The 19,777-nt window shown below is 53.4% G+C and carries 25 protein-coding genes; 12 read left to right on the top strand and 13 right to left on the bottom strand.

From position 1 onward, the window contains the following. From BP822_RS05395 to BP822_RS05405, 3 genes are all read right to left on the bottom strand, one after another. On the bottom strand, positions 1 to 596 hold a 596-nt coding region (locus BP822_RS05395; RefSeq protein WP_394339426.1), incomplete at its 3' end, for a 3-phosphoshikimate 1-carboxyvinyltransferase. A 201-nt stretch (positions 597 to 797) separates the two neighbouring features. Then, a complete protein-coding gene (locus BP822_RS05400; protein ID WP_273271897.1) occupies positions 798 to 1,181 on the bottom strand; it encodes a type II toxin-antitoxin system VapC family toxin in 384 nt (127 codons plus the stop codon). Then, entirely contained in the window at positions 1,178 to 1,396 is a 219-nt protein-coding gene (locus BP822_RS05405; protein WP_013718188.1) for an antitoxin VapB family protein, read from the bottom strand. Before BP822_RS05405 ends, BP822_RS05400 begins: the two co-directional genes overlap by 4 nt. A gap of 113 nt (positions 1,397 to 1,509) precedes the next feature. Between BP822_RS05405 and BP822_RS05410 the strand changes: the two genes are divergently transcribed. After that, positions 1,510 to 2,847 (top strand): ADP-dependent glucokinase/phosphofructokinase, encoded by a 1,338-nt coding sequence (locus BP822_RS05410; protein WP_286877899.1) that lies wholly within the window; start codon positions 1,510 to 1,512, stop codon positions 2,845 to 2,847. Here the strand turns inward: BP822_RS05410 and BP822_RS05415 are convergent. From BP822_RS05415 to BP822_RS05460, 10 genes are all read right to left on the bottom strand, one after another. After that, complete coding sequence (locus BP822_RS05415) at positions 2,828 to 4,102, bottom strand: DUF2117 domain-containing protein (RefSeq protein WP_286857160.1); 1,275 nt, start codon at positions 4,100 to 4,102, stop codon at positions 2,828 to 2,830. The two genes, BP822_RS05410 and BP822_RS05415, sit on opposite strands and share 20 nt — an antisense overlap. Positions 4,103 to 4,217: 115 nt before the next feature. Further along, positions 4,218 to 4,499, bottom strand: a complete 282-nt coding sequence (locus BP822_RS05420; RefSeq protein WP_013718191.1) for a DUF2098 domain-containing protein — start codon at positions 4,497 to 4,499, stop codon at positions 4,218 to 4,220. A 45-nt stretch (positions 4,500 to 4,544) separates the two neighbouring features. Then, a complete protein-coding gene (locus tag BP822_RS05425; RefSeq protein ID WP_286877900.1) occupies positions 4,545 to 5,000 on the bottom strand; it encodes a hypothetical protein in 456 nt (151 codons plus the stop codon). 68 nt (positions 5,001 to 5,068) lie between these two features. After that, positions 5,069 to 5,221, bottom strand: coding sequence for a hypothetical protein (locus BP822_RS05430; protein ID WP_276838936.1), 153 nt, complete (start codon positions 5,219 to 5,221; stop codon positions 5,069 to 5,071). 563 nt (positions 5,222 to 5,784) lie between these two features. Next, positions 5,785 to 6,504 carry a hypothetical protein gene (locus tag BP822_RS05435; protein ID WP_286877901.1) on the bottom strand — a complete coding sequence of 240 codons (720 nt, stop codon included), beginning with the start codon at positions 6,502 to 6,504 and terminating at the stop codon, positions 5,785 to 5,787. Between the two features lie 321 nt (positions 6,505 to 6,825). Continuing rightward, positions 6,826 to 8,130: a formylmethanofuran dehydrogenase subunit B gene (locus BP822_RS05440; RefSeq protein ID WP_286877902.1), complete on the bottom strand. Its 1,305-nt coding sequence runs from the start codon at positions 8,128 to 8,130 to the stop codon at positions 6,826 to 6,828. Between the two features lie 3 nt (positions 8,131 to 8,133). After that, entirely contained in the window at positions 8,134 to 8,532 is a 399-nt protein-coding gene (locus BP822_RS05445; RefSeq protein ID WP_286877903.1) for a molybdopterin dinucleotide binding domain-containing protein, read from the bottom strand. Beyond that, positions 8,529 to 9,341 carry a formylmethanofuran dehydrogenase subunit C gene (locus BP822_RS05450; RefSeq protein ID WP_276836985.1) on the bottom strand — a complete coding sequence of 271 codons (813 nt, stop codon included), beginning with the start codon at positions 9,339 to 9,341 and terminating at the stop codon, positions 8,529 to 8,531. The genes BP822_RS05445 and BP822_RS05450 overlap by 4 nt, the downstream gene beginning before the upstream one ends. Before the next feature lie 4 nt (positions 9,342 to 9,345). Continuing rightward, positions 9,346 to 11,130 carry a formylmethanofuran dehydrogenase subunit A gene (locus BP822_RS05455; protein ID WP_286877904.1) on the bottom strand — a complete coding sequence of 595 codons (1,785 nt, stop codon included), beginning with the start codon at positions 11,128 to 11,130 and terminating at the stop codon, positions 9,346 to 9,348. Further along, complete coding sequence (locus BP822_RS05460; protein WP_286877911.1) at positions 11,130 to 12,224, bottom strand: 4Fe-4S binding protein; 1,095 nt, start codon at positions 12,222 to 12,224, stop codon at positions 11,130 to 11,132. Before BP822_RS05460 ends, BP822_RS05455 begins: the two co-directional genes overlap by 1 nt. A 132-nt stretch (positions 12,225 to 12,356) precedes the next feature. Between BP822_RS05460 and BP822_RS05465 the strand changes: the two genes are divergently transcribed. The 11 genes from BP822_RS05465 to BP822_RS05515 all read left to right on the top strand — a co-directional run. Next, complete coding sequence (locus BP822_RS05465) at positions 12,357 to 12,551, top strand: MoaD/ThiS family protein (protein WP_232844398.1); 195 nt, start codon at positions 12,357 to 12,359, stop codon at positions 12,549 to 12,551. Between the two features lie 68 nt (positions 12,552 to 12,619). Continuing rightward, positions 12,620 to 13,345: a HesA/MoeB/ThiF family protein gene (locus BP822_RS05470; RefSeq protein WP_286877906.1), complete on the top strand. Its 726-nt coding sequence runs from the start codon at positions 12,620 to 12,622 to the stop codon at positions 13,343 to 13,345. A gap of 99 nt (positions 13,346 to 13,444) precedes the next feature. After that, on the top strand, positions 13,445 to 13,894 hold the full coding sequence (locus tag BP822_RS05475; RefSeq protein ID WP_048131630.1) for a DUF1890 domain-containing protein: 450 nt from the start codon (positions 13,445 to 13,447) through the stop codon (positions 13,892 to 13,894). Beyond that, positions 13,891 to 14,283 carry a DUF1894 domain-containing protein gene (locus tag BP822_RS05480; RefSeq protein WP_083804633.1) on the top strand — a complete coding sequence of 131 codons (393 nt, stop codon included), beginning with the start codon at positions 13,891 to 13,893 and terminating at the stop codon, positions 14,281 to 14,283. The genes BP822_RS05475 and BP822_RS05480 overlap by 4 nt, the downstream gene beginning before the upstream one ends. 38 nt (positions 14,284 to 14,321) lie before the next feature. Next, positions 14,322 to 14,600 (top strand): MoaD/ThiS family protein, encoded by a 279-nt coding sequence (locus BP822_RS05485; protein ID WP_013718203.1) that lies wholly within the window; start codon positions 14,322 to 14,324, stop codon positions 14,598 to 14,600. A 6-nt stretch (positions 14,601 to 14,606) separates the two neighbouring features. Beyond that, on the top strand, positions 14,607 to 15,002 hold the full coding sequence (locus BP822_RS05490; RefSeq protein WP_013718204.1) for a molybdenum cofactor biosynthesis protein MoaE: 396 nt from the start codon (positions 14,607 to 14,609) through the stop codon (positions 15,000 to 15,002). After that, positions 14,974 to 15,366: a divalent-cation tolerance protein CutA gene (gene cutA, locus BP822_RS05495; RefSeq protein ID WP_232844314.1), complete on the top strand. Its 393-nt coding sequence runs from the start codon at positions 14,974 to 14,976 to the stop codon at positions 15,364 to 15,366. Before BP822_RS05490 ends, cutA begins: the two co-directional genes overlap by 29 nt. A gap of 76 nt (positions 15,367 to 15,442) precedes the next feature. After that, positions 15,443 to 15,790 carry a hypothetical protein gene (locus BP822_RS05500; protein WP_013718206.1) on the top strand — a complete coding sequence of 116 codons (348 nt, stop codon included), beginning with the start codon at positions 15,443 to 15,445 and terminating at the stop codon, positions 15,788 to 15,790. Between the two features lie 34 nt (positions 15,791 to 15,824). After that, positions 15,825 to 16,631 (top strand): alpha/beta fold hydrolase, encoded by an 807-nt coding sequence (locus tag BP822_RS05505; RefSeq protein ID WP_286877907.1) that lies wholly within the window; start codon positions 15,825 to 15,827, stop codon positions 16,629 to 16,631. After that, positions 16,628 to 17,440 carry a pyrroline-5-carboxylate reductase family protein gene (locus tag BP822_RS05510; RefSeq protein ID WP_286877908.1) on the top strand — a complete coding sequence of 271 codons (813 nt, stop codon included), beginning with the start codon at positions 16,628 to 16,630 and terminating at the stop codon, positions 17,438 to 17,440. The genes BP822_RS05505 and BP822_RS05510 overlap by 4 nt, the downstream gene beginning before the upstream one ends. A 458-nt stretch (positions 17,441 to 17,898) precedes the next feature. After that, on the top strand, positions 17,899 to 19,777 hold a 1,879-nt coding region (locus BP822_RS05515), incomplete at its 3' end, for a CDC48 family AAA ATPase (protein ID WP_286877909.1).

The following is a 19,777-nucleotide window of genomic DNA, read 5'->3' on the forward strand; positions in this document are numbered from 1 at the left end:
GTGATCTCTGCATAGGGGCGGGACTTCAGCTCTCCCACAATCCGAATCCTCGTCTCCCTTTCCGCCAGGGGAGAGGCAATGAAGAGAGCAGAGAGAAACTGGCTGCTCAGCCCGCCTTGCAGGTGCGCTGTGCCGCCCAACATCTTCCCTCTGATGACCAGGGGGGCTTTACCGTTATTCTTAATGGAGAAGGCGTCCGCTCCCAGCTCTCTAAGGGAGTCAAGCAACGGTCCATTGGGCCGGGTGCGAATGGAGGAGTCGCCCGTGAGAACAGCTCCTGCGGTGAGCGCGGCCACCGCTGAGCAGAAGCGCAATGTGGTGCCCGAGTTCAGCACGTCTATCACATTCTCTGGGGTCTGGGGCAGATCTCCTACCCCATCGATGAAGAGGTCGTCCTTTTTCTCTTCTTTCCCTATCTTGGCCCCGAAGGCCTCGCTGGCAGATACCGTGGCCAGGGTATCGGCAGAGAGCAATGGCCGCAGGACTCTCCCTCCCGGGCCCAGGGCGGTTATCAGAATAGCGCGGTGGGTGTAGCTCTTCGAGGGAGGGGCATAGACCTCGCCGGATACACTAGAGCACTCGACTGAGGCGATCATGAACGGGAGATGAATGAGGATGTATAAGAAATGAGTGCCATGATATAGCCTGACACGATGGCCTGAAAAGGAAGAGAGAGAAGCCCCCACTCCTCTACCTCCTCTGCCGCTATTACGGCATTCAACGTAGTACGACATAAGTCGAATATAAGCCTTGCGGCCTGTACTGGATCGTGCTCGAGGACGAGTGAGAATCGTTCTTCAGTAAACCTTAATGTTCAGCTCAGTCACTTTGGCAATGGACAGGAAATCTCTATCCTTCGTCATCAAGGTCTCACCACCGCTTGCCACTGCAATGCCGGAGATGAGTATATCGAAGGCATTGATGGAAATCCCCAGATCCATGAGCCTGGCCATGATCTCGCTCGACCTTTCCGCAGCGGTTAAATTAAAATCCAATATTCTAATATCGGAAAAGAATCTCCGAAAGAATTTCTCCTCCGTTCTTGATCTATAACGTCTTATGCCAACAAATATTTCATAATAATTTATTATAGTAGTTGTGACATCACCACCTATCACACCTTTAATCTCCTCGCCACCTCGAAACAGGTCAATAAGAGCGCTGGTATCCAGGACGATCAAACTCTCGACCTCGCCATCTCTCTTATCCTCTTAGAATCTGCTTCCAGCCGGTCTAAAATCGGATCTTCCTTAAGAGCTCCAAAGTATTCAGATAGATTCACTTTATCCTTCTTGAGCAGCCTTTCTATTGCATCGCTAAAGCTCTCTTCTTCTCTCTTTGCATCTTTAAGCAGTTTATATACATCGTCTCTAATGGAAATGGTCTTGGATGCCATGCATCTGTGTATGTATGCACAGATATATACGGTTTGGGATGTGGAACTAAAAGCAGCAGAATGGTGCCTCAAAGGATAATTTATAAAGGCAAATCTCAATGGTGATTCCCGGTATGAAAATCATCTGCGCCTACCCGGTAAATCTCGATGCGTTATACGACCTCGGTGAAGAGAGGATATCCCGTTTCATCCAATCAGCCGATCCTTCAGGGATAAAAAGCGAGATGAAGGGCTCGATCAGGAGCCGAGAGGATCTCATATCCTCACTCCTATACTGCATCCAGCAGGGATCGGGTGCGGAGATCCTGGTGGAGAGCCTGCAGCTGGCAGAAGAGATCGAGGCCTCCTTTCCCTGGAGCTTCCGCCTGGGGGGTAACGCCGGAATCATGGCCAACCTACTGGCCGAACTGGGGGCCAGGCCGATTCTGAATGCACCAGCCCTCGAACCCAGGCTGGCAGCGCTACTTCATCCCGGTGTGGGAATTCCAGTCTCTGGACGCCTTATGGAACCATCACTGGCGGCGGAAAGGCCGGATCTAAGCTCAGAGGTGCTGCATTTCGTCTTCCAGTTCAAAGAAAGCGATCGCATCCCCTCCCCCCAGGGGCCGATATCTGCCGCCAGAGATAACCGCTTCATTGCCACCTACGATCCGGTGAACACCAGAATGGAATCGAACCAGGACTTCGACGCCTACTGTCGGGATTTTATCCAGGAAATCGAAGGTGCAATCTTATCCGGCTTTCACCTCGCTCCCCGGGACCGGTATCGAGAGATCTTCCCCCCTAGGATCGAGCAGATCAGGAGCTGGAAAGAGGCTAATCCCAATATCTACATCCATGTGGAGATGGGCTCATTTCAAAGCCAAAAGATCGCCAGGCACTTTCTCCGGCTCCTCGAAAAGGCAGACAGCCTGGGACTGAACGAGGATGAGCTGGAGACGGCGACAGCAGAATATTCCGCGATTGGTTCATCTCCTGTTTCATCGACTGTTTTATCGACCGCCAGGCCAAAAATGAGCCAGTGGCAGGAGAGGGTGCAAAAAGCGGCGGGACTGAGAGAACATCTGGGCATCTTCAGGGTCTCAGTCCATACCAGAGACTACATTCTGAGCATTATGGAAGAGGGAAAGATCACTGCAAAAGAAGAGCTTCTCTCTCTGCAAAAAGGGGCGGATGCGGCGGCCGCTCTGGCTGCTACCGGCTCGGCAAAGGGAATGCCGCCAAATGAGGTCAATCCCAGGGGTCTGGAGGCCCAAAGGGAATTCTGTCGACTGGGGGCAGAGGCTGCAGGAGTGGGACGGGGAGCTTTTCACAAAAGAGATGGGCTGGTGGTATCCTTGATGCCTTCCCTTCTGGCTAGAGAGCCGCGCATCACCGTGGGCCTGGGTGATACCGCTACTGCCGCCACCTTCTACCAGGAGCTGCAGGCGATCAAGCGAGATCGGATCTGATCTCTTTTCTCTCTAAAAGAAGCTCGCCCGCCAATTCTTTCACCCTATCCGCCAGATCAGGGGCGCTGATAGAGATCCTATCCTCACCCCGGAAGATCTCTTCTCTTGCCCGCCCTCCCACGATATCATCGTAGCCCGGCCGAACCCTGATGATGATGCTGCCCGGCAAGATGGTCAGGCTCCCGGCGAGGCGATCGATGTCCCCGTCCACGATCCCGACCACAGCAATTCCCAGGCGGGCGAGAATATCGCCGGCAATGGCCGTGGTGTCGTCTCCCACCGTCAGGGCCACGGCTGCTCCTCCTGCCGCCTCGAAGGCATCTTCTGCACAATGGTCAATGAATGCTGCACCCTCTCCCCGATTCTCTCCTATCCTTGGCCTGACAGTGCTCCGCCTGATGGAGCCGCTGCGGATGATAGCCTTTTCCAGATCTACCCGATGCAGCTTTTCCAGGCCGTGCATTTTCGGCTCGGCTCCTTTCAGGTCAATTATCTTTCCCCCTTTGGCCTTGATCTCCACCTCTGCTCCGATTGCCCGGCCGATGACCGTACCGTTAACGGATATCAGCTCTCCGGGAATCACCCCGGTCATAATGCGCCGTACAGTATCCCCTTGGATCAGGGTGCAATCCCTGGGCCTGGGCCGCAGCAGATCCAGCCCCAGATCTGCTGCCAGCCTGGCGGCGACTGCCAGACCCTCTTCATTGATGTCTTCAGAATCTGAAGCGAAATGGCTGAGGGTGAGATCGGCCACAAACCTCCCGCCGCAATCGATCTGGATCAGGGGTTTATCGATTCCGGCAAGCTTTGCCACCATTGTCCCGAAGGCCAGGCCGGTCTCCCGGCACTTGGCCTGGTTGAGAATGATGACAATATCCGAATCCTCCGCCATATCCCGGATGGAAATGCTCGGCCGCCTTCTGGTGTTGATGGTTATGATCCCCTCCAGATCCGCATCAATGACCGCCACCCTGCCCATGGTCCCTCCCAGAACGGCGTTCACCCTTCCCATCTGCTTCAGGTGATTTATCAGCTGCACAGCTCCGCCTGAGTCTATTATCTCCGGACCGTGTACTACCACCCCGATTCTCTTGCTGGATGGGGGGATCATTTTCTCAATATGGGAGCCCTTAGAGGATGCTTGTTCTTCCTTAAGTAGATTGAGAACTTCCTGGAGCCCTTCTCTTCGAGAAAAGCATACATTGCCGTCTAGAATTGCCTCTAGCTTCCCAATAGCCTCAACTATTCTTGACATGCCACATTATTACGCACAGCCAAAACCCAAGCCTATTCCGGGCGGATGGGGTCAATCCTTGCCGGGCTTTTCGCCCACCCTTCCGCCGGTGACTCATCTATCCCAAAAGGCTGACTTATCCGCCAGTCTCCAGGTTTTCATCCTGCATCTTGGCAGCATCCATCATCTCTTGCGTCTGCTTGAACCTCTCCTGGATCTGCTCGAGCGTCATGCCCTCAAGCTCCTTTCTCTCCGGTGGCTTCTCAATAAGCTCCAGTGTATCAAGCTTGTAGTAGAGCCCGGTGCTATCCAGATAGGCCCAGACGGTTCCATCATCCTCTGTCTTCAGCACCTTCACCTTTCCAATGGTGCCGGTGCCCATATACCTGACCAGACTGTCCTCTCTTATCTCTGCCATCTCCAGTTCGCCTCTGCTTTCCCTAAATCCATGCATTTCATCGGTCTAGAACCTTTCCACCGTCACCGATGCTATCTGCCCGCCCGCCGGCCAGCCCTTGACTTCTGCTCCCTCGGGCTCGGCAATGATCTCCAGGCCGTGAAACTCCTCCGATCCGCAGAGCACATTCTGCTCTGGATGGGTACCCGGCAGAATCATGCAGCTCAGACGGGTGGAGGGGCCTATGGACACCACCGTCTTCAGCCGGGGGGAGGCAGGATGGCCTTTGGGCAGAACTATCAAGGGGGCTTCCAGCTCCCTGATCTGAAAGAGGGTGCAGTGCAGACCCCGCCTGATCTTCTCTCCCCGGCCAAAGGAAGAGGCAACTATCAACTCCTCTGGCTCAGTGAATAGAACGATCTCTTTTTGCTCCGTCTCCAGATAGAAAAAGTGCCCTTTGGTCTTAGCCAGAGCTATGGTGCCATTTTCGCCCTCGATATAGGCGATCTCGTCCTCATTCAAGAGTATATGCATGACCTATGAATGAACCAATAGACTTCCAATGGACTTGTATGGATTCGGATTCCAGTTCAGACTGCCTTTACATTCCTTGACTTGCAGGAAGGACACATAGGCCTTCTTCCCATGCCCTGGAACTTGTTATTGCAGTCCAGGCACTCATAATCCTTGGCAACCAGAGTCTCTACGTCCCCTAAGTCTGGTCCGCCACCAACGGTACACATATTGCCTTCACCTCGTTTTTCTGTTAGGAGATCAGCGTATATAAAGCAGGCGGCTGATCTGCTGTCTATTCTCGGCACAGATAGCAACCTCCGTTTCGATTAAAAATGCGATTCAATCAGCCATATAAAGACTTCAATGAAAGACCAACTTCCTTTATGCGTACGAATTTCAATCAGCTGAAAGCGCGCCCGGTATTTTAAAAAAATTCAAGCTTTATTTTATATCTCATACCATTCTTCGTCTGAGCCATATCTCCAACAATCTCGACTCACTGCCTAAAAAAGATTTGTTAACCCCTTTGGCGCACTTTCACCGCTATATCGCTTAAAAAACCTAACAAATTACAGCCTGAATTACGCTTTTCACCCACCCCCTGAGGATGGCGGGAGGCACACTGCATGATTTGCGAAGAACGCATATGATTCCATCTGTGAGGCACAGCATTTTATTTGCAGGTCGAAAACTAGTGCACCGTAACACAAGTATTGAATGATAGAATAAAGATCAAGAAGCCTATCCTTTCTCACCTCTTGGTTCAAAATTAATGTTATGGTGCATTAGTTTATCTATGATACCTCAGCAGTTTCTGTAATAATCGCAATTTTGAATTGTGATTAGAATCCTCAATCTCATTTTCCATTTTTATCAATTCAATCCGACTCTCATTGATGTCTTTCGTTAAATATTTTGATATTGATATGAGCAGAGGATTTAACTCATTTTGATGAAATGAATAAAATTTGTTGCTTATATCTCTTGCCCATTCTGTCAGTTGTTCCTCAGATAATCCATCAGGCAGCGGTTTATCAATGAAGACTTCAAAATACTCTTTTTGAATCTTTGGTATATTATTAATCAGATCAGTTAATTCTTCTGTGCCTTCAAACTTGGTGTGGATCAGACCTATAACTTCCCATATATATTGAATGTGTTCAGCATATTTTATTTCTGCTTTGAAGTTGTTCTGGAGCACTGCTAATAACCAAGCATTATGGATCTCGTCGGTTATTTCTTGAGAGTAAGTGACAAATTTCTCTCTTTCTTCTCTTCGGTATAGATATTGAAAAATCAATCCGGTAGAACTTAACAGTCCCATAAACTTGCTATATGCTTCTTCTTGGCCCCTCAATTCTCTCTTTTTTTCCTCTATTTTGGATCGTTTCCGTGCATCTTCCATTGTTTTATAGGTTGCTGAAACCAACTTAAAGGTGGCAATTGCGAGAACAAGGGTTCCTATGGTGGTTCCGATTGCAGCATAGGCTTGGATAGTATCGACATCCATTACTTGCTCCTCCAAAGCGTTAAAGGTATGCTCTTTTTTTGGTTATAACCTTATCGCCTTGTTTTAAGAAGAACCGACCACTTGGTTAGGCAAGTTAAGCAATATGTGCATCTAGACACCCCTTATTAGTGTATCGATGTAGCAATCATATCATCCTTTTTCTTCTTTCCTTCTTTCAAAATAGAATGGGTTTGCATCGATATTTTTTTTCATTTCAACGAGGAGAAGGACTGAATCCACAAGGATCGGTCCTTCGCCTGCCATAATTAATTGGGGCTACATCAGAATGGTCGTGTCAAGCCTTTTCTTAGTTAGCGAGCATTATCTCCTCATCGCCTTCACTCGCTCGAATATCTGGTTCATGGTATCGACATTGCTCTCCGTAAAGGAGAAGGGCGAGCTGGTGAACGGCTGGAAGTAGATCGGCACATCGTCCAGACGGTAGAAGGTGCCGTCGCTCTCCATGGCATCGATCACTCCCGGCAGGACAACATCAGATAACATGGTGGTCGGACAGGGAGCGATATCTATGCAGGCCACGGGAATTTTGGCCAGGTACTCCGAGCAGGCGGCAGGAAAGTGAGATACCAGATCCGCCGATAGGATAAAAGCGGCATCGATATCCTTCTCCCGCAAGACATCCACTGCCGTGTACTCTCCCGGATTGTAGCGGGGATAGCCGCGAGCGAAATCCAGGCCGAAGGGGAAACCGTATAGATATGATGCTATCTGGTTGAACCCGGCCACATTGCAGTGCCCTCTGAGAGCTCCGATCACGAACTTGGTGTGGCTGTTCAGCTCCTTTACCAGGTTGAAGGCCATCTCTGCATTTCGATGCTTTCCGTATGAGGAAGCAATGCCAAGGCCCACATAAATAGCCCCGAAGTTGCAGCTCTTCATCATATCCAGCATCTTCTCCATCTCGGAGATGGACACACCGGTCACATCTTCAGCCGTTTGGTGCGGCCTTTTGCCGTGCAGGAGGGTGAGAAGAGCACTGAGCAGCTCATAGTCTGTATTGGGATTGAGCTGAATGTGCAGGTCCGCATTCTGGGCGGTTATGCTCCTCCTCGGGTCGACGCAGATGACCGTCCGGTCAAACCTCCCCCTTTGGGTCCAGTAGCCCCTGGGATAGACGGCATAACGGGACATGTGCCTGGGCATGGACTCCAGGGGATTGGAGCCCCAGTAGACCGTCAGGTCCGCCCTCGACTTGCTCTGTCCGGCGGTAGCCCCCACCCGTCCCGCCTCCTGAATGCCCATAGTGGTGGGCCCGTGACAGACGGTGGAGTTCGAGTCGGCTATGCCCCCTAGGAACTCTGCCATATGGATTCCCACCTCCATCGCCTCAGTAGAGGTCTCGCTGCCCATGAAAAGGAGGGGACGCTCTGAATTTGCCAGGATCCTCGCTGTCATCTCAATGGCCTCATCCCAGCTCGCCCGCCTTAGCTCTCCATCCGCTCTTACAAGCGGCTCTCGGATCCTGTGAGGGCTCACGACCTCCTGGAACTTGGCATTTCCCATCTTGCAGGCATTCCTGACCGTAAGACCCTGACCCTCCAGCTCCACCTGAATATCATCACAGGAGGCCCCGCAGACTGGACAGACAATATTTTTTGTTACCATCATCTAACCCCGCTTTTGCAGCTTGTATAGCTTTGCTGTTAGCTCCTCCGCCGAGAGGACCATATCATTTGAGGGCTCAACTTTCACCGGCGAGCCCTTGTAAAGGGGTGAGCCGGAAGAGAAGGTCTCCGGGTCCACCACCACATTGGACCAGATGGCTCTGGGCATGAAGACCTGGCCAGAAGAGAGCTTCTCCGCTCCATAAGCATAAACTACAACCGAGTGGCCGTCCCTGCTGGTTACTTTAACCCTATCCGGCGAGCCCATGGCCAGGAAGTCCGCCAGGTTCATCTCGCAGACGGCGCATTCCTCTTTGTAGTCATTGGTGAGCTTGCTTCCCCCTTTGGCAAGTCTGCCCTCCTCGATTGTGCTGCCGGTGTTCAGCAGAAACATTTCCGTCATTTTCCCACCTCCTGGGCCATTCTGGAGTAAAGCATTCCCTTGGGATTCTTGCCGGCGGCATAGTCGCCCAAGAAGCGGGCAAACCTCCCCTCCAACTGCATCTCGCCGATCTTGGGATTGATCTCGATTCCCTGATGGACAAAGCCTGGAGAGAAGTTCTTCACCTCACCTAAAATCACCACAGTTCCACCGCTCATCTCCGCTCCCAGACCTCGAACCGCATTGCCCTTGATGATTAGCAGGCCGCCAGTCTGGCGGATGGCACAGAAGTTCTCAACATTGCCCTCCACGGTTATCGATCCTCCCGCCAGGCCGCCGCCCAGCTGGCTCCTCGCATCTCCCTTTATTATGATCTGGCCGCCGGTCATCCCCCGCCAGCTGCCCCGATAAGCGGAGCCCACATGATCTCCCGCGTTCCCGGATATCTGCAGCAGGCCTCCTTTCATCTCCATTCCTGACCAGGAGCCGGCATCGCCTCTGACCAGGATCTTGCCCCCTGTCATCTCTGCTCCGGTGTGCATTCCCGCCGGTCCCAAAATCTCGATCATGCCGGAATTCATCCCCTGGCCGATGCGCTTTACCCGGGATACATCCCCATCGATTATGATCTTCGTCTCCTCTGGAGAGCCGCCATTCCCCTGAATATCCACCTCAAAGAACTGGCTCAAGGGCAGCTCTTTAGGTCCTTGCCAGACCAAAAGCTCCTCTATCTGCTCTTTTGTCTTTCCGGCAAAAAGGTCGGGACGAATGACCTCAGCCTCTACGGTAATGCCAATCTTGCCCCTGGGAACAAGCTTTATTTCTGCCATCTTCCTACCTCCTCGCCACTGCCTCCATGGGCATGTTAACCGGTATTGGAACCGGGTTTTTCAGGTACTTATCGGGGACGGGATAGTTGGCAAAGCCCACTGTATAGTATTTGAACCAGTCCCGAACATCCCTCATCATATCCTTTTCCACATCTTCGTCCATATGGGGCTGGCAGTAATATCTCCGGCCCTCGGGCACATAGACGATCTCTCCCTTCCGGGCGACGATCTGGCCGTCTTTTATTGTGAAATCGGGCCGGCTGAACCGGGAGACGATATATGATGGATCGTTGACATTCAGATCCCCAGGATCGATATCATAGATGGTCACATCGCCGTCTGCGCCCACTCCCAGGTGGCCTTTGCGGTGGGCCATGCCTATGGTCCTGGCCGAGTTGGCTCTGGTGAGGATGGCAATATCATAGAGGCTCATCTCCCGGTCCACTCCACCCAGGCTGGACTTATCATAAGCCCATTTGTGGCACTCTTTGGCGGTATCGTCCCTAGCTTTTTTAGACATGAGCCAGGCGATCACCTGAGGATACTGGCTGAACAGGCCTCCGTTGGGATGGTCGGTGGTCATGATCGTCTTCCAGGGATCGTCGATCAGCAGGAGTACCTCCAGGCCTATGGCCCACATGGTGGCATGGACCGGGCTGCTCTTGAGGTACATCAATGAGAGGACTCCTGAGCCGCATTCCATCTCTATGTCGCAGTTGGACCACTTCTGGCCGGTCAACATGTAGAGGTCATGCTGGGCCGGGCCGTCGCCGGTCATGGTGGTAGCCGGGCCGAAGGGGACTGAGCCGCTGTCTATGACCACGTTCTCCGTCTGGTTGATGTATTTGGCCAGATCGGGAGCGCCGGAGCAGAAGTCCCTCCATGAAGATCCTCCATAGCTACTGAACTGGGCGTGAGCCAGGTAGACGGTCTGTTTTCTTTTGGCGCTCTCACGTGTCTGGGCCCATTCCAATTCCGTCTTGCTGTTCGGTTCCAGAGACGAGGTGATCATCAGCGAATCTCGGGCTGTCTCCCAGTTGCCAGGATGGCCCAGGTTGTTGGCATGGAGGTGAAGTGACATGGGAAGGCCCAGCAATTCGTTGACCTCAGCCAGGCCCCGGATGATCTCCCGGGAGGTGACCTCGAAATGGATGTTGGGCTCGTCCAAGCCTTTCACGTTCTTGGCCCAGCCCCAGTTCTCAACCCCCGCGGGATTGACGCATTTTATGCCGTAGGCCTTGTGAGTTCTCATCATCCAGGCCACATAGGCCGCTGCCTTCTCGATGTCGCCATCCTTCAGGTAGCGCATGACAAACCAGTTGTTGCCAAAGACCATGTAGGCGCCCATATCCAGGATGGGGGTGGCCCTCATCTCCTCATGGGTATGGCGGGCCTCCAGTGGTGGCATGGCCGCCTCGAAGACGGTGGTATAGCCCATAGCAGCATAGTCGTACCCTTGCTTGTATACGGATGGGACGGTGTAGCCGCTGCCCGAGTGGGTGATATCCGTCTTCTTGCGGACGGATTTGTAGTGATCCTCGGGGCGCATGAGCCGGCCGGCGTTGACCTTGGTTCCTGCCACATGGGAATGGGCGTCAACCCCTCCAGGCATAACTGTCTTTCCCCGGGCATCGATTACTGTGGCATCTTTAGCCTCCGGGCCGGAGAGGGAGGAGACCACCTTGCCCTCTCTTATGAAAATGTCTTTTACCTCTCCATCAATTGCATTCAGAGGATCGAAGAGATATCCATTCTTAATGATCATCGTCTTGGTAGAATTTGCTGCCATCAGACCACCTCTCTGGGCACCAGCCGGATCGCATCTGCCGGGCAGATCATGCTGCAGGTGGCGCATGAGCCGCAGACTTCCTGGTCGACCACCTTGACTGTGCCATCTCTGACCTCAAGGAGCGGTTTTCTGTCCAGCTCGTTCAGATGGCCGGCGGCAAGATATGGATCGGAAAGGGCATTGACCGGGCAGGCGATGACGCAGTTTCCGCAGCCCAAACACGCAATCTCATCCGTCTCCAGGCAAGAGGTGAGAGTGGGCCAAGGAGCAGGAAGGGCGAGCTTCTTCTCAAAAGCTCCTTTGCCCTTCATCTCCGGGATGATAGCGGTCTTGGAAACCACAATCGCTCGCACCGGACAGGCCTGGGCACATGCTCCGCAGTAGATGCAGGCATCAGGCCGGTGGCTGACCTTCTCACCCCTCTCCCCCGCCTTCCATTCCCGGTTGAACAGGGCATTGGCAGGACAGGTGTGAACGCATGTCTTACAGGCCTGGCAGACGTTATCGTCACGGCTGAAGGTCCCGGCGAAGGGTTTTTCAAAGGATATAGCCCCCGTCGGGCAGACCGAGGCGCACCAGCCGCAATGCACACAGCGCTCCAGGTCAATTATCGTCCGGCCGCCGACCTTGAGGCTGCCGTCCTCTGACAGATGCCTGTCCTCTAGCTCAATGCAGGCCTGGGGGCAGACATCGCAGCACAGGCCGCAGTGAACGCACTTCTCGCTGTCGACGACGGTGGACTTGATCGCGACGCTGAGATAGGAATTATCCATCTCTGCAATGCCATTCTTTCTGAACTCCAGGGCGCCAGTGGGACAGACCCGGGAGCATAGCGCACAGAAGGCACAGGCCCCGCTCATTCTCTTCTCAATGAAGTCCTTGTCGATCAGGCCGCGGACCACAGCTCCCACCGATCCTATAATCAGCTCCCCTTTGGGGCAGACCTGAACGCAGGTTCCGCAGCCGATGCACCTGTCCGGCAGATAAAACTGCGCTCTGTCTTCTCGGGATTCCAGCAATACCTCTCTCATCTTAACCCTGCCTTCTGGGCATCGATTTAGGCAGGAATGGGTTAAGAATGTTTTCGTAAAAATCTCGGGACATCATATCTATTCTACCAGAAGCCATTTGCACCAGAAGGGCTCAAGCAGAATACAAAGCAGGAATAGATGCCGCCCGATGAGGGGAATTGAGCCATGCGCCCCGAGGGTGGAAGTGGAGTGGAAATGCAGATCTATATGCCGGATGGGAGCAGAGTGGAATTGGCAGCGAAAGACCGTCTCATTGAGGAAATATTAAAGGAGCTGAAGATAAACTCTGAGGAAGTAATAGTGACTTTGAACGGCAGAATAGTGGCGGAAGAGGAGACTGCTGGCGGCTCAGATGAGTTGAAGATATTTAGAATAGTGCATGGCGGATAGATCAAATCCCCATTAAATCCTCTGCAAAATCCTTAATAGATCAGTGCAATTCCAATCCGGGTGATCAGATGCTGAGCGATGCCGAAAGGGAGAGGTACTCCCGTCAGATCCGCCTCTTTGCTGAGGAGGGCCAGGAGAGGCTGAAGAAAAAGATAGTCTTCATAGCAGGAGCAGGTGGTCTGGGCTCTGTCATCTCATTATACATGGCGGCCTCGGGCTTTGGCAGGATTCGCATAGCGGACTGTGATTCAGTTGACCTGAGCAACCTCAACCGACAGATCCTTCATGGCAGCCTGGACCTGGGCCGGAGCAAGGCCCAGTCAGCTCTGGAGACTCTGAGCGATATCAACCCGGAGGGAGAGATCGAAGCCCTGCAGGAGAAAATCTCCGCGGAGAACATCAATGCACTGGTGCAGGGCTGTGACATGATCATGGACGCAATGGACAACTTTCCGGCCAGGTATCTGCTGAACCATGCCGCTTTAGAGAGAAGGATTCCCCTCTTTCACGGCGCCATCAGCGGATTTCAGGGGCAGGCAACGACAATATTGCCAGGGAGGACTGCCTGTCTGCGCTGCATCTTTCCCCGCGCTCCGCCGGCACAGGAGTCTCCTGCCCTGGGCTCGACCTGCGGGGTCATCGGCTCCATTCAGGTTAATGAAGCCATAAAGTTCGCCCTTGGCAGAGGCGAGCTTCTGAAAAACCGCCTTCTCCTCTGGGACGGTCTCTCTTCCACCCTGGAGGAGGTTTCCTGTGAGAAGAGCATGAGCTGCATGGAATGCGGATCCATCTAGGGGATTGAGAGCAGCAGTCCCGCCGCATGGAATAATCTATTAAGCTCGACTGAGGATATCTGAATCGAATCAGGATTATCAAGATCAAGGGATGAGCGTATGACCGAAGGCAAGAAGGCGCTGTTGGTGATGGGCTGCCCGGAGGTGCCGGTGCAGATCAGCATTGTGATCTATCTCGCCCATAAGCTAAAGAAAGAGGGCTGGGATGTCACTGTGGCGGGAACAAATGCCCCAATCAAGCTGCTCAAGACAGCAGATCCTGAGGGCTATTATGTGCAGAAGACGGCGGACCTGGACTGGATCATACAGGAGATCGTGGAGAAGAAGATGGACTTCGACGCCTGCTTTGCTTTCATGCACAGCGATGCCGGCATGGCATATGGGGCCACTTTCAGCGCCATATCCAAAGCCGTGCATTATGCGGTCGTCTTCGGCAAGAATGCAGAGGCGCTTGGTGAGAGCATAGATTATCCGACGGAGAAGATCGTGGCCAAGGCGACCCATAATCCTGGGCCTCTGAAGAGCAAGATAGACAAGGTGATCATTTGAGCTGCATTGAGCAGATGAAGTACAAGCTGTACCTGGAGAGGACCTCATTTAAAGAGGCGCGGGAGTTTATAGAGAAGAACTCTGAGGAGGTCTACTACGTCGAGCCAGGATACAGGATCTTCAAGGACTATTTCATAATTGGCGTGCCGCCGGTGGCATTGGGGATAAGGGGGGATGAGGTTCTCTTCACCTATGTCAAACCCTGCCACGGCACATTCGTTATGGGTGTAGATTCTTCTGAGGAGATCGCCCGGCTGAGGGAGAAAGAGGAGAAGAAGATCAAGAAGACGCTGAAAGAAGGTCAGAAGCAAGGTTCAGAAAAGGACAGGACAGAGGCAGATACAAAAACATCTATCATCAGCTATGGTGATGTCTATAAAAATAAATGAACGGTGAACAAAGTCATCGGGAAGAGGATCGACAGCAAATGCTGGTAAAGGTCAGGGCATTCGCCCAATTTCGAGAGATCCTGGGAAAGGAGATGGATATGAATATCCCGGAGGGCTCGACTGTTCTTTCCCTGCTGAGGAGCATTGGAGCATCCTCTCCTGCCTTCAGGGAGCAGGCCTTTTCTGGCTCTGGGGGGCCCAATGACTATATCCTTTTAATGATCAATAGGAAGAGGATTGATCCATTGAATGATCTTTCCATTCCTCTGAACGATGGCGATGAGCTGGCCATATTACCGCCGGTCGCAGGAGGTTGAATAGAATTGTTCAAGATCACTGCAGAGGAGATCTCTATAGAGGAGATGATCCAGAGGGCGAAGAGGGAGGATTCCGGTGCCACGGTCGCATTCCTGGGAACGGTCAGGGACGACGGCATCCAGATGATGGAGGTAGAGGCGTTCACTGAGGCGGCTGAAGCCGAGCTTGAGCAGATACGCCTTGAGGCCATTGAACGATTCGGCCTCACATCGGTGCAGATCGCCCACCGCACCGGCAGGCTGGCGGTAGGGGAGAGCATCGTAGCCATAGTCTGCACTGCAGCTCATAGAGCTGAGGCTTTCGATGGGTGCAGATACATCATCGATGAGCTGAAAAAGAGAGCCTCTATCTGGAAGAAGGAGATCGGAGAGAATGTCGAGCGATGGGTGGGACAGGGCTAACGATCAGATTATGGGCAATAAAGGGAATCAAGACAAAACACTGGGTAATGGCCACAGAGTGGTGCTCTGCACCGCTTCTCCCGATAATGGCGAGATGATAGCAAAATCGCTGATAAAAGAGCATCTGGCAGCTTGCGTTAACATCTCAAGTGTCAATTCTTGCTATTTATGGGAGGGCAAGCTCAACCTGGATCGCGAGGCTCTATTGATCATAAAGACGGAGCAGACCAGGATTAAAGAGATGATATCGAGGATCAGAGAGCTGCACAGCTATGAGCTTCCCGAGATCATCGTCCTCCCGATAATCGACGGCTATCAGCCATATCTTGACTGGATATCGCAATCTGTAGACGGCTCCAGCTAGCATAATGATACTAGTGATAAGATAATGATATTCTTGAGAGGATAATGATATATTTTTGCAGTGCATAAGGCTCTCTATGGCCCGAGATCTGAATGAGCGCGATATAGAGATTCTGAGAAAGCTGGCACCAGAGATCGTGGAGATGGAGCGGCATGGCTACCAGATCGAGTACATGAACATTCTCCCTCCATTGGCGAACCATCTCTCCCGCGGGCTGGCAGACTTCGAGCAGAGGCTGAAAAAACTATCAGTCGATGATATGCAATACCTCACGGACATGATTCTCCAGGGGATGGAAGGACTGAGCTGTCTGGAGCCTGATTATGCCGAGGTCTTCTCCACCATTGCCGGGCAGAGGCTATCGAGCGATGTGGCAGACAGGATTCGCGAGGTCTATGAAACCGGGGAAGGATGCGGCGCATAGATCCGGCATAGCAGGATCTGTGAGAGTGACTTGAATGGCTCTTTATCCAGAGGCTATGGACGCCAGGATCAACATCGATGACGGTGGAAGGGGTGGATTGCCGGTGGTATTTGTCCATTCCCTTGCTGGAAATGCATCCCAATGGTCCATGCAGCTCGATCACCTCCGGAAGGAGCGAAGGGCGGCGGCCTTTGACCTGCGGGGGCATGGCCTGTCCGATCTGCCTTCCGATGGCGACTACTGGGTGGAGACTCTGGCCGAGGATATCGGTATTGTGGCACGGTCCCTGGATCTGGAGCGGTTCGTCCTGGTAGGGCACAGCCTTGGTGGTTCGGCTTCAATTGCCTATGCAGGTGAGAATCCCCATAGAGTCAAAGGCTTATTGCTTGTCGATCCATCCGGTGATGGAAGAATGTTGCCCAACGAGATAATAGAGCCGTTTCTAGCTGCGCTGCAGTCCGATGATTATCTGCGCACCATCAGGGACTACTGGCAGACGTTGCTGGTTGGGTCCAGCCAGGTGGTTGCAGAGAGGGTTATGAACGATCTGTATGCCACCCCGAAAGACGTGGTTGCAGGTGCCTTCAGGGATAGCCTCTTATTCGATCCGGTCTCCATGCTCCAGCGTTATTCAGGGCCAAAGCTCTCTGTTATAAGCCACCTGAATGATGCCCCCTACAGCCTTCATAATCTTGTTTCTGATCTTCCTTTCATAAAAATATCAGGCACCGGACACTGGCTGCAGATGGACCAGCCTGACGAGTTTAACTGGATTCTCGATCAGTTCCTCCACTACTCAGTGGAAGGCGGGGGAAAATGGCCGGAGGATGGCGGAAGATGACCTCATACGGCATCATTGGCACCGGCCACCTGGGAAGCATGCTGGCAGAAGAATTTATTCGCAGGGGAGCGATCAATAGAGAGGAGCTCTGGGTGAGCAATCGCAGCCAAGAGAAGGCCCAAAAGCTGGCAAGAAAGCTGGGAGTGCGAGCTGCAGATAACCTGAAGGTGGCGGAAAGGTCGGATGTTCTATTCCTGTGCGTGCGACCTGTTGATCTCAAAGGGGTAATAGCTGAGACTAGTAAGCTGCTCACCCCGGATAAGCTGATCGTATCGGTGGCAGTGGACTTTTCCCTCCGGCAGCTGGAGAATCTATGCCGGGCAAGGGCGGCCCGGGCCATTCCCAGCGTCGCCAGCGGTAAAGGATTAGGGGTCACCCTTCTCGTCCTGGGAAGCGGTGCCTCAGAGGATGATAGATCTCTAGTCTTTCGGCTCTTCGGGTCCATTGGCTGGCCGGTGGAGGTGGCAGAGGAGCAGCTGGAGGTGCTATCCGATCTCACCAGCAGCGGGCCCGCGTATATATCTGCCATCCTCAGGGAGTTCGCCCTGGAAGCCTCTATGCGGGGTGCAGGGGTGGATAAAGATCTGGCTGAGCAGTTGATCAAAAAGACACTGATTGGGACTGCGGCTCTCTTGGAGGATGAGAGCTTTGATGATCTGATTGCGATGGTGGCGACCAGGGGAGGGATAACTGAGGAGGGCGCAAAAGTGATCGAGGCCCTATCGCCGGAGATGTTCCGCCAGCTCTTTTCGGCGACCTCTGCCAAGCATCGGCTGGTAAAGGATAGGATAGGCAATGTGGAAGAATAGCTGATGCGCTTGATTGCGCTGATCGCATTGCTATGGGTCATTGCATCCAACCATCTCACTATCCCTCATTTCTTCCTCGCGGCGGAATGTCTCACTCGCGTGAGACGGCGGTTTATTTTGGCTTTAATGATATCGATTTTATTGATAAAGTGGCCAATATTTGCCATTCACTCAGTTGGGCACTGGATGCCCAGGTCCACAAAGCCGAAAAGTTTAAATAGCAATTTATACACTAACTAGAAGTTAGTAATATCAGGTATCAAGAATGATGATTCGAGAATTGATGTGGCCCAGGGAATGCAGGCCTCAAAGGATGAATTGATGGCGAATCGCCCTCTGGGGAGATCAACCTTTTACAGAGGAATGAGCGCCCCACATGATCAGAATAGCAGCAAAGATAAAAATCATTCAGGTGACGACAAAGCAAGAGAATACAAAAAAAGAAATGGAGGATTCTGATGGCAGGAGATATCACGCTTAAGGTAATTGAAGCCCGTCCCACTGATGTGGGAAGGGGCATCGCCCGGGTTGACCCGCAGGTATTGAACGATATGGGCTGGCAGGCAGGCGATGTAGTCAGCATTCAGGGAAAGAAGAAGACTGCGGCTTTGGTCTGGCCTGGATACCCTGAGGACACTGGCCATGGCGTCGTGCGCCTGGATGGAAACACCCGCCGAAATGCTGGAGTTAGCATCGACGACAAAGTACCCCTGAAGATCGCTCAGGCCACTCCCGCAGAGGTTGTGCTTTTCGCTCCCACCGTTCCCCTTCGGATCACCGGCGGGGAGGAGTATCTTAAGAGGTATATGGAAGGGCGGGTCATCACCCGTGGGGACATAATTGAGATCTCTGTGATGGGCAGAAAGATAGAGCTCATGGCCACCCGGGTCGCTCCCCCCAAGGAAGGAACGGTGATTGGCGAGCGGACGAGGATCGATATCACCGATAAGCCGGCCAAGGAGGAGAAGGTCGGACCGCGGGTCACCTATGAGGACATCGGCGGCCTCTCTGCAGAGATCAAGAAGGTCAGGGAGATGATTGAGCTTCCCATGAAGCACCCTGAGCTCTTCGAGCGGCTGGGGGTTGAGGCTCCCAAAGGCGTTCTGCTCTATGGTCCGCCTGGCACGGGCAAGACTCTGCTGGCAAAAGCACTGGCCTCAGAGACCAATGCCCACTTCGAGACCCTGAGCGGCCCGGAGATCATGTCCAAGTACTATGGCGAGTCGGAGGAGAAGCTCCGCCAGCTGTTCAAGACGGCAGAAGAGCAGGCACCTTCGATCATCCTCATCGATGAGATCGACTCCATCGCCCCCAAGAGAGAAGAGGTAACGGGCGAGGTGGAGCGCCGGGTGGTAGCTCAGCTTCTGGCTCTGATGGACGGCATGGAGACGCGCGGAAAAGTGGTGGTCATCGCTGCTACCAACCGGCCGGACTCCATCGATCCAGCCCTGCGCAGGCCGGGAAGGTTCGACCGGGAGATTGAGATCGGGGTTCCCAACAGGCAGTCGCGCCTGGAGGTACTGCAGATCCACACCAGAGGAATGCCCCTGGCCAAGGACGTGAACCAGGAGAAGTTCGCTGATGTAACCCACGGATTCGTGGGAGCGGATCTCGCTGCTCTGGCCAGGGAGGCGGCTATGCGCGCCATCCGCCGGGTGCTGCCGGAGATCGACCTGGAGGTCGAGTCCATACCGGTGGAGACGCTCAATAAGATCGAGGTCAACAACGAGGACTTCCTGGCAGCCCTGCGGGAGATGGAGCCTTCGGCCATGCGTGAGGTGATGGTCGAGTCCCCCAATGTGCATTGGGATGAGATCGGCGGACTGGCTGAGGTCAAGCAGCAGCTGATAGAGTCTGTGGAGTGGCCCCTTACCTATGCCAGGCTCTTCGAGCACATGGACGCCAAGCCGCCCAGAGGAATCCTGCTCTACGGCCCGCCTGGAACGGGCAAGACCATGCTCGCCAAAGCGGTAGCCACGGAGAGCCAGGCCAACTTCATCAGCATCAAAGGCCCGGAGTTCCTGAGCAAGTGGGTGGGCGAGTCGGAGAAGGCAGTGAGAGAGACGTTCCGCAAGGCCAGGCAGGCTGCACCCTCGGTGGTCTTCCTGGATGAGATCGACTCCATCGCTCCCTCCCGTGGAGGGATGAGCAGTGACTCTCATGTCACCGAGAGGGTGATCTCTCAGATCCTGACTGAACTGGATGGCCTGGAGTCCCTGAACGACGTGATGGTGATCGCGGCCACCAACCGGCCGGATATCATCGATGCCGCTCTGCTCCGTCCCGGAAGGTTCGACCGGCTGATCGAGATCAGCTTACCGGATGAGGAGGCCAGAA

The organism is Methanosaeta sp. UBA458, assembly GCF_002496085.1.
Classification (GTDB): domain Archaea; phylum Halobacteriota; class Methanosarcinia; order Methanotrichales; family Methanotrichaceae; genus Methanothrix; species Methanothrix soehngenii.

Bases quoted from the DNA above. Each gene is read 5' to 3' on its own strand.
- BP822_RS05410 (WP_286877899.1), top strand. From the start codon at position 1,510: ATGAAAATCATCTGCGCCTACCCGGTAAATCTCGATGCGTTATACGAC.
- BP822_RS05475 (WP_048131630.1), top strand. From the start codon at position 13,445: ATGACCGAAGGCAAGAAGGCGCTGTTGGTGATGGGCTGCCCGGAGGTG.
- BP822_RS05440 (WP_286877902.1), bottom strand. From the start codon at position 8,130: ATGGTAACAAAAAATATTGTCTGTCCAGTCTGCGGGGCCTCCTGTGAT.
- BP822_RS05485 (WP_013718203.1), top strand. From the start codon at position 14,322: ATGCTGGTAAAGGTCAGGGCATTCGCCCAATTTCGAGAGATCCTGGGA.
- BP822_RS05510 (WP_286877908.1), top strand. From the start codon at position 16,628: ATGACCTCATACGGCATCATTGGCACCGGCCACCTGGGAAGCATGCTG.
- BP822_RS05455 (WP_286877904.1), bottom strand. From the start codon at position 11,130: ATGGCAGCAAATTCTACCAAGACGATGATCATTAAGAATGGATATCTC.
- BP822_RS05470 (WP_286877906.1), top strand. From the start codon at position 12,620: ATGCTGAGCGATGCCGAAAGGGAGAGGTACTCCCGTCAGATCCGCCTC.
- BP822_RS05445 (WP_286877903.1), bottom strand. From the start codon at position 8,532: ATGACGGAAATGTTTCTGCTGAACACCGGCAGCACAATCGAGGAGGGC.
- BP822_RS05430 (WP_276838936.1), bottom strand. From the start codon at position 5,221: ATGTGTACCGTTGGTGGCGGACCAGACTTAGGGGACGTAGAGACTCTG.
- cutA (WP_232844314.1), top strand. From the start codon at position 14,974: ATGTCGAGCGATGGGTGGGACAGGGCTAACGATCAGATTATGGGCAAT.
- BP822_RS05450 (WP_276836985.1), bottom strand. From the start codon at position 9,341: ATGGCAGAAATAAAGCTTGTTCCCAGGGGCAAGATTGGCATTACCGTA.
- BP822_RS05405 (WP_013718188.1), bottom strand. From the start codon at position 1,396: ATGGCATCCAAGACCATTTCCATTAGAGACGATGTATATAAACTGCTT.
- BP822_RS05500 (WP_013718206.1), top strand. From the start codon at position 15,443: ATGGCCCGAGATCTGAATGAGCGCGATATAGAGATTCTGAGAAAGCTG.
- BP822_RS05420 (WP_013718191.1), bottom strand. From the start codon at position 4,499: ATGGCAGAGATAAGAGAGGACAGTCTGGTCAGGTATATGGGCACCGGC.
- BP822_RS05505 (WP_286877907.1), top strand. From the start codon at position 15,825: ATGGCTCTTTATCCAGAGGCTATGGACGCCAGGATCAACATCGATGAC.
- BP822_RS05465 (WP_232844398.1), top strand. From the start codon at position 12,357: ATGCAGATCTATATGCCGGATGGGAGCAGAGTGGAATTGGCAGCGAAA.
- BP822_RS05435 (WP_286877901.1), bottom strand. From the start codon at position 6,504: ATGGATGTCGATACTATCCAAGCCTATGCTGCAATCGGAACCACCATA.
- BP822_RS05415 (WP_286857160.1), bottom strand. From the start codon at position 4,102: ATGTCAAGAATAGTTGAGGCTATTGGGAAGCTAGAGGCAATTCTAGAC.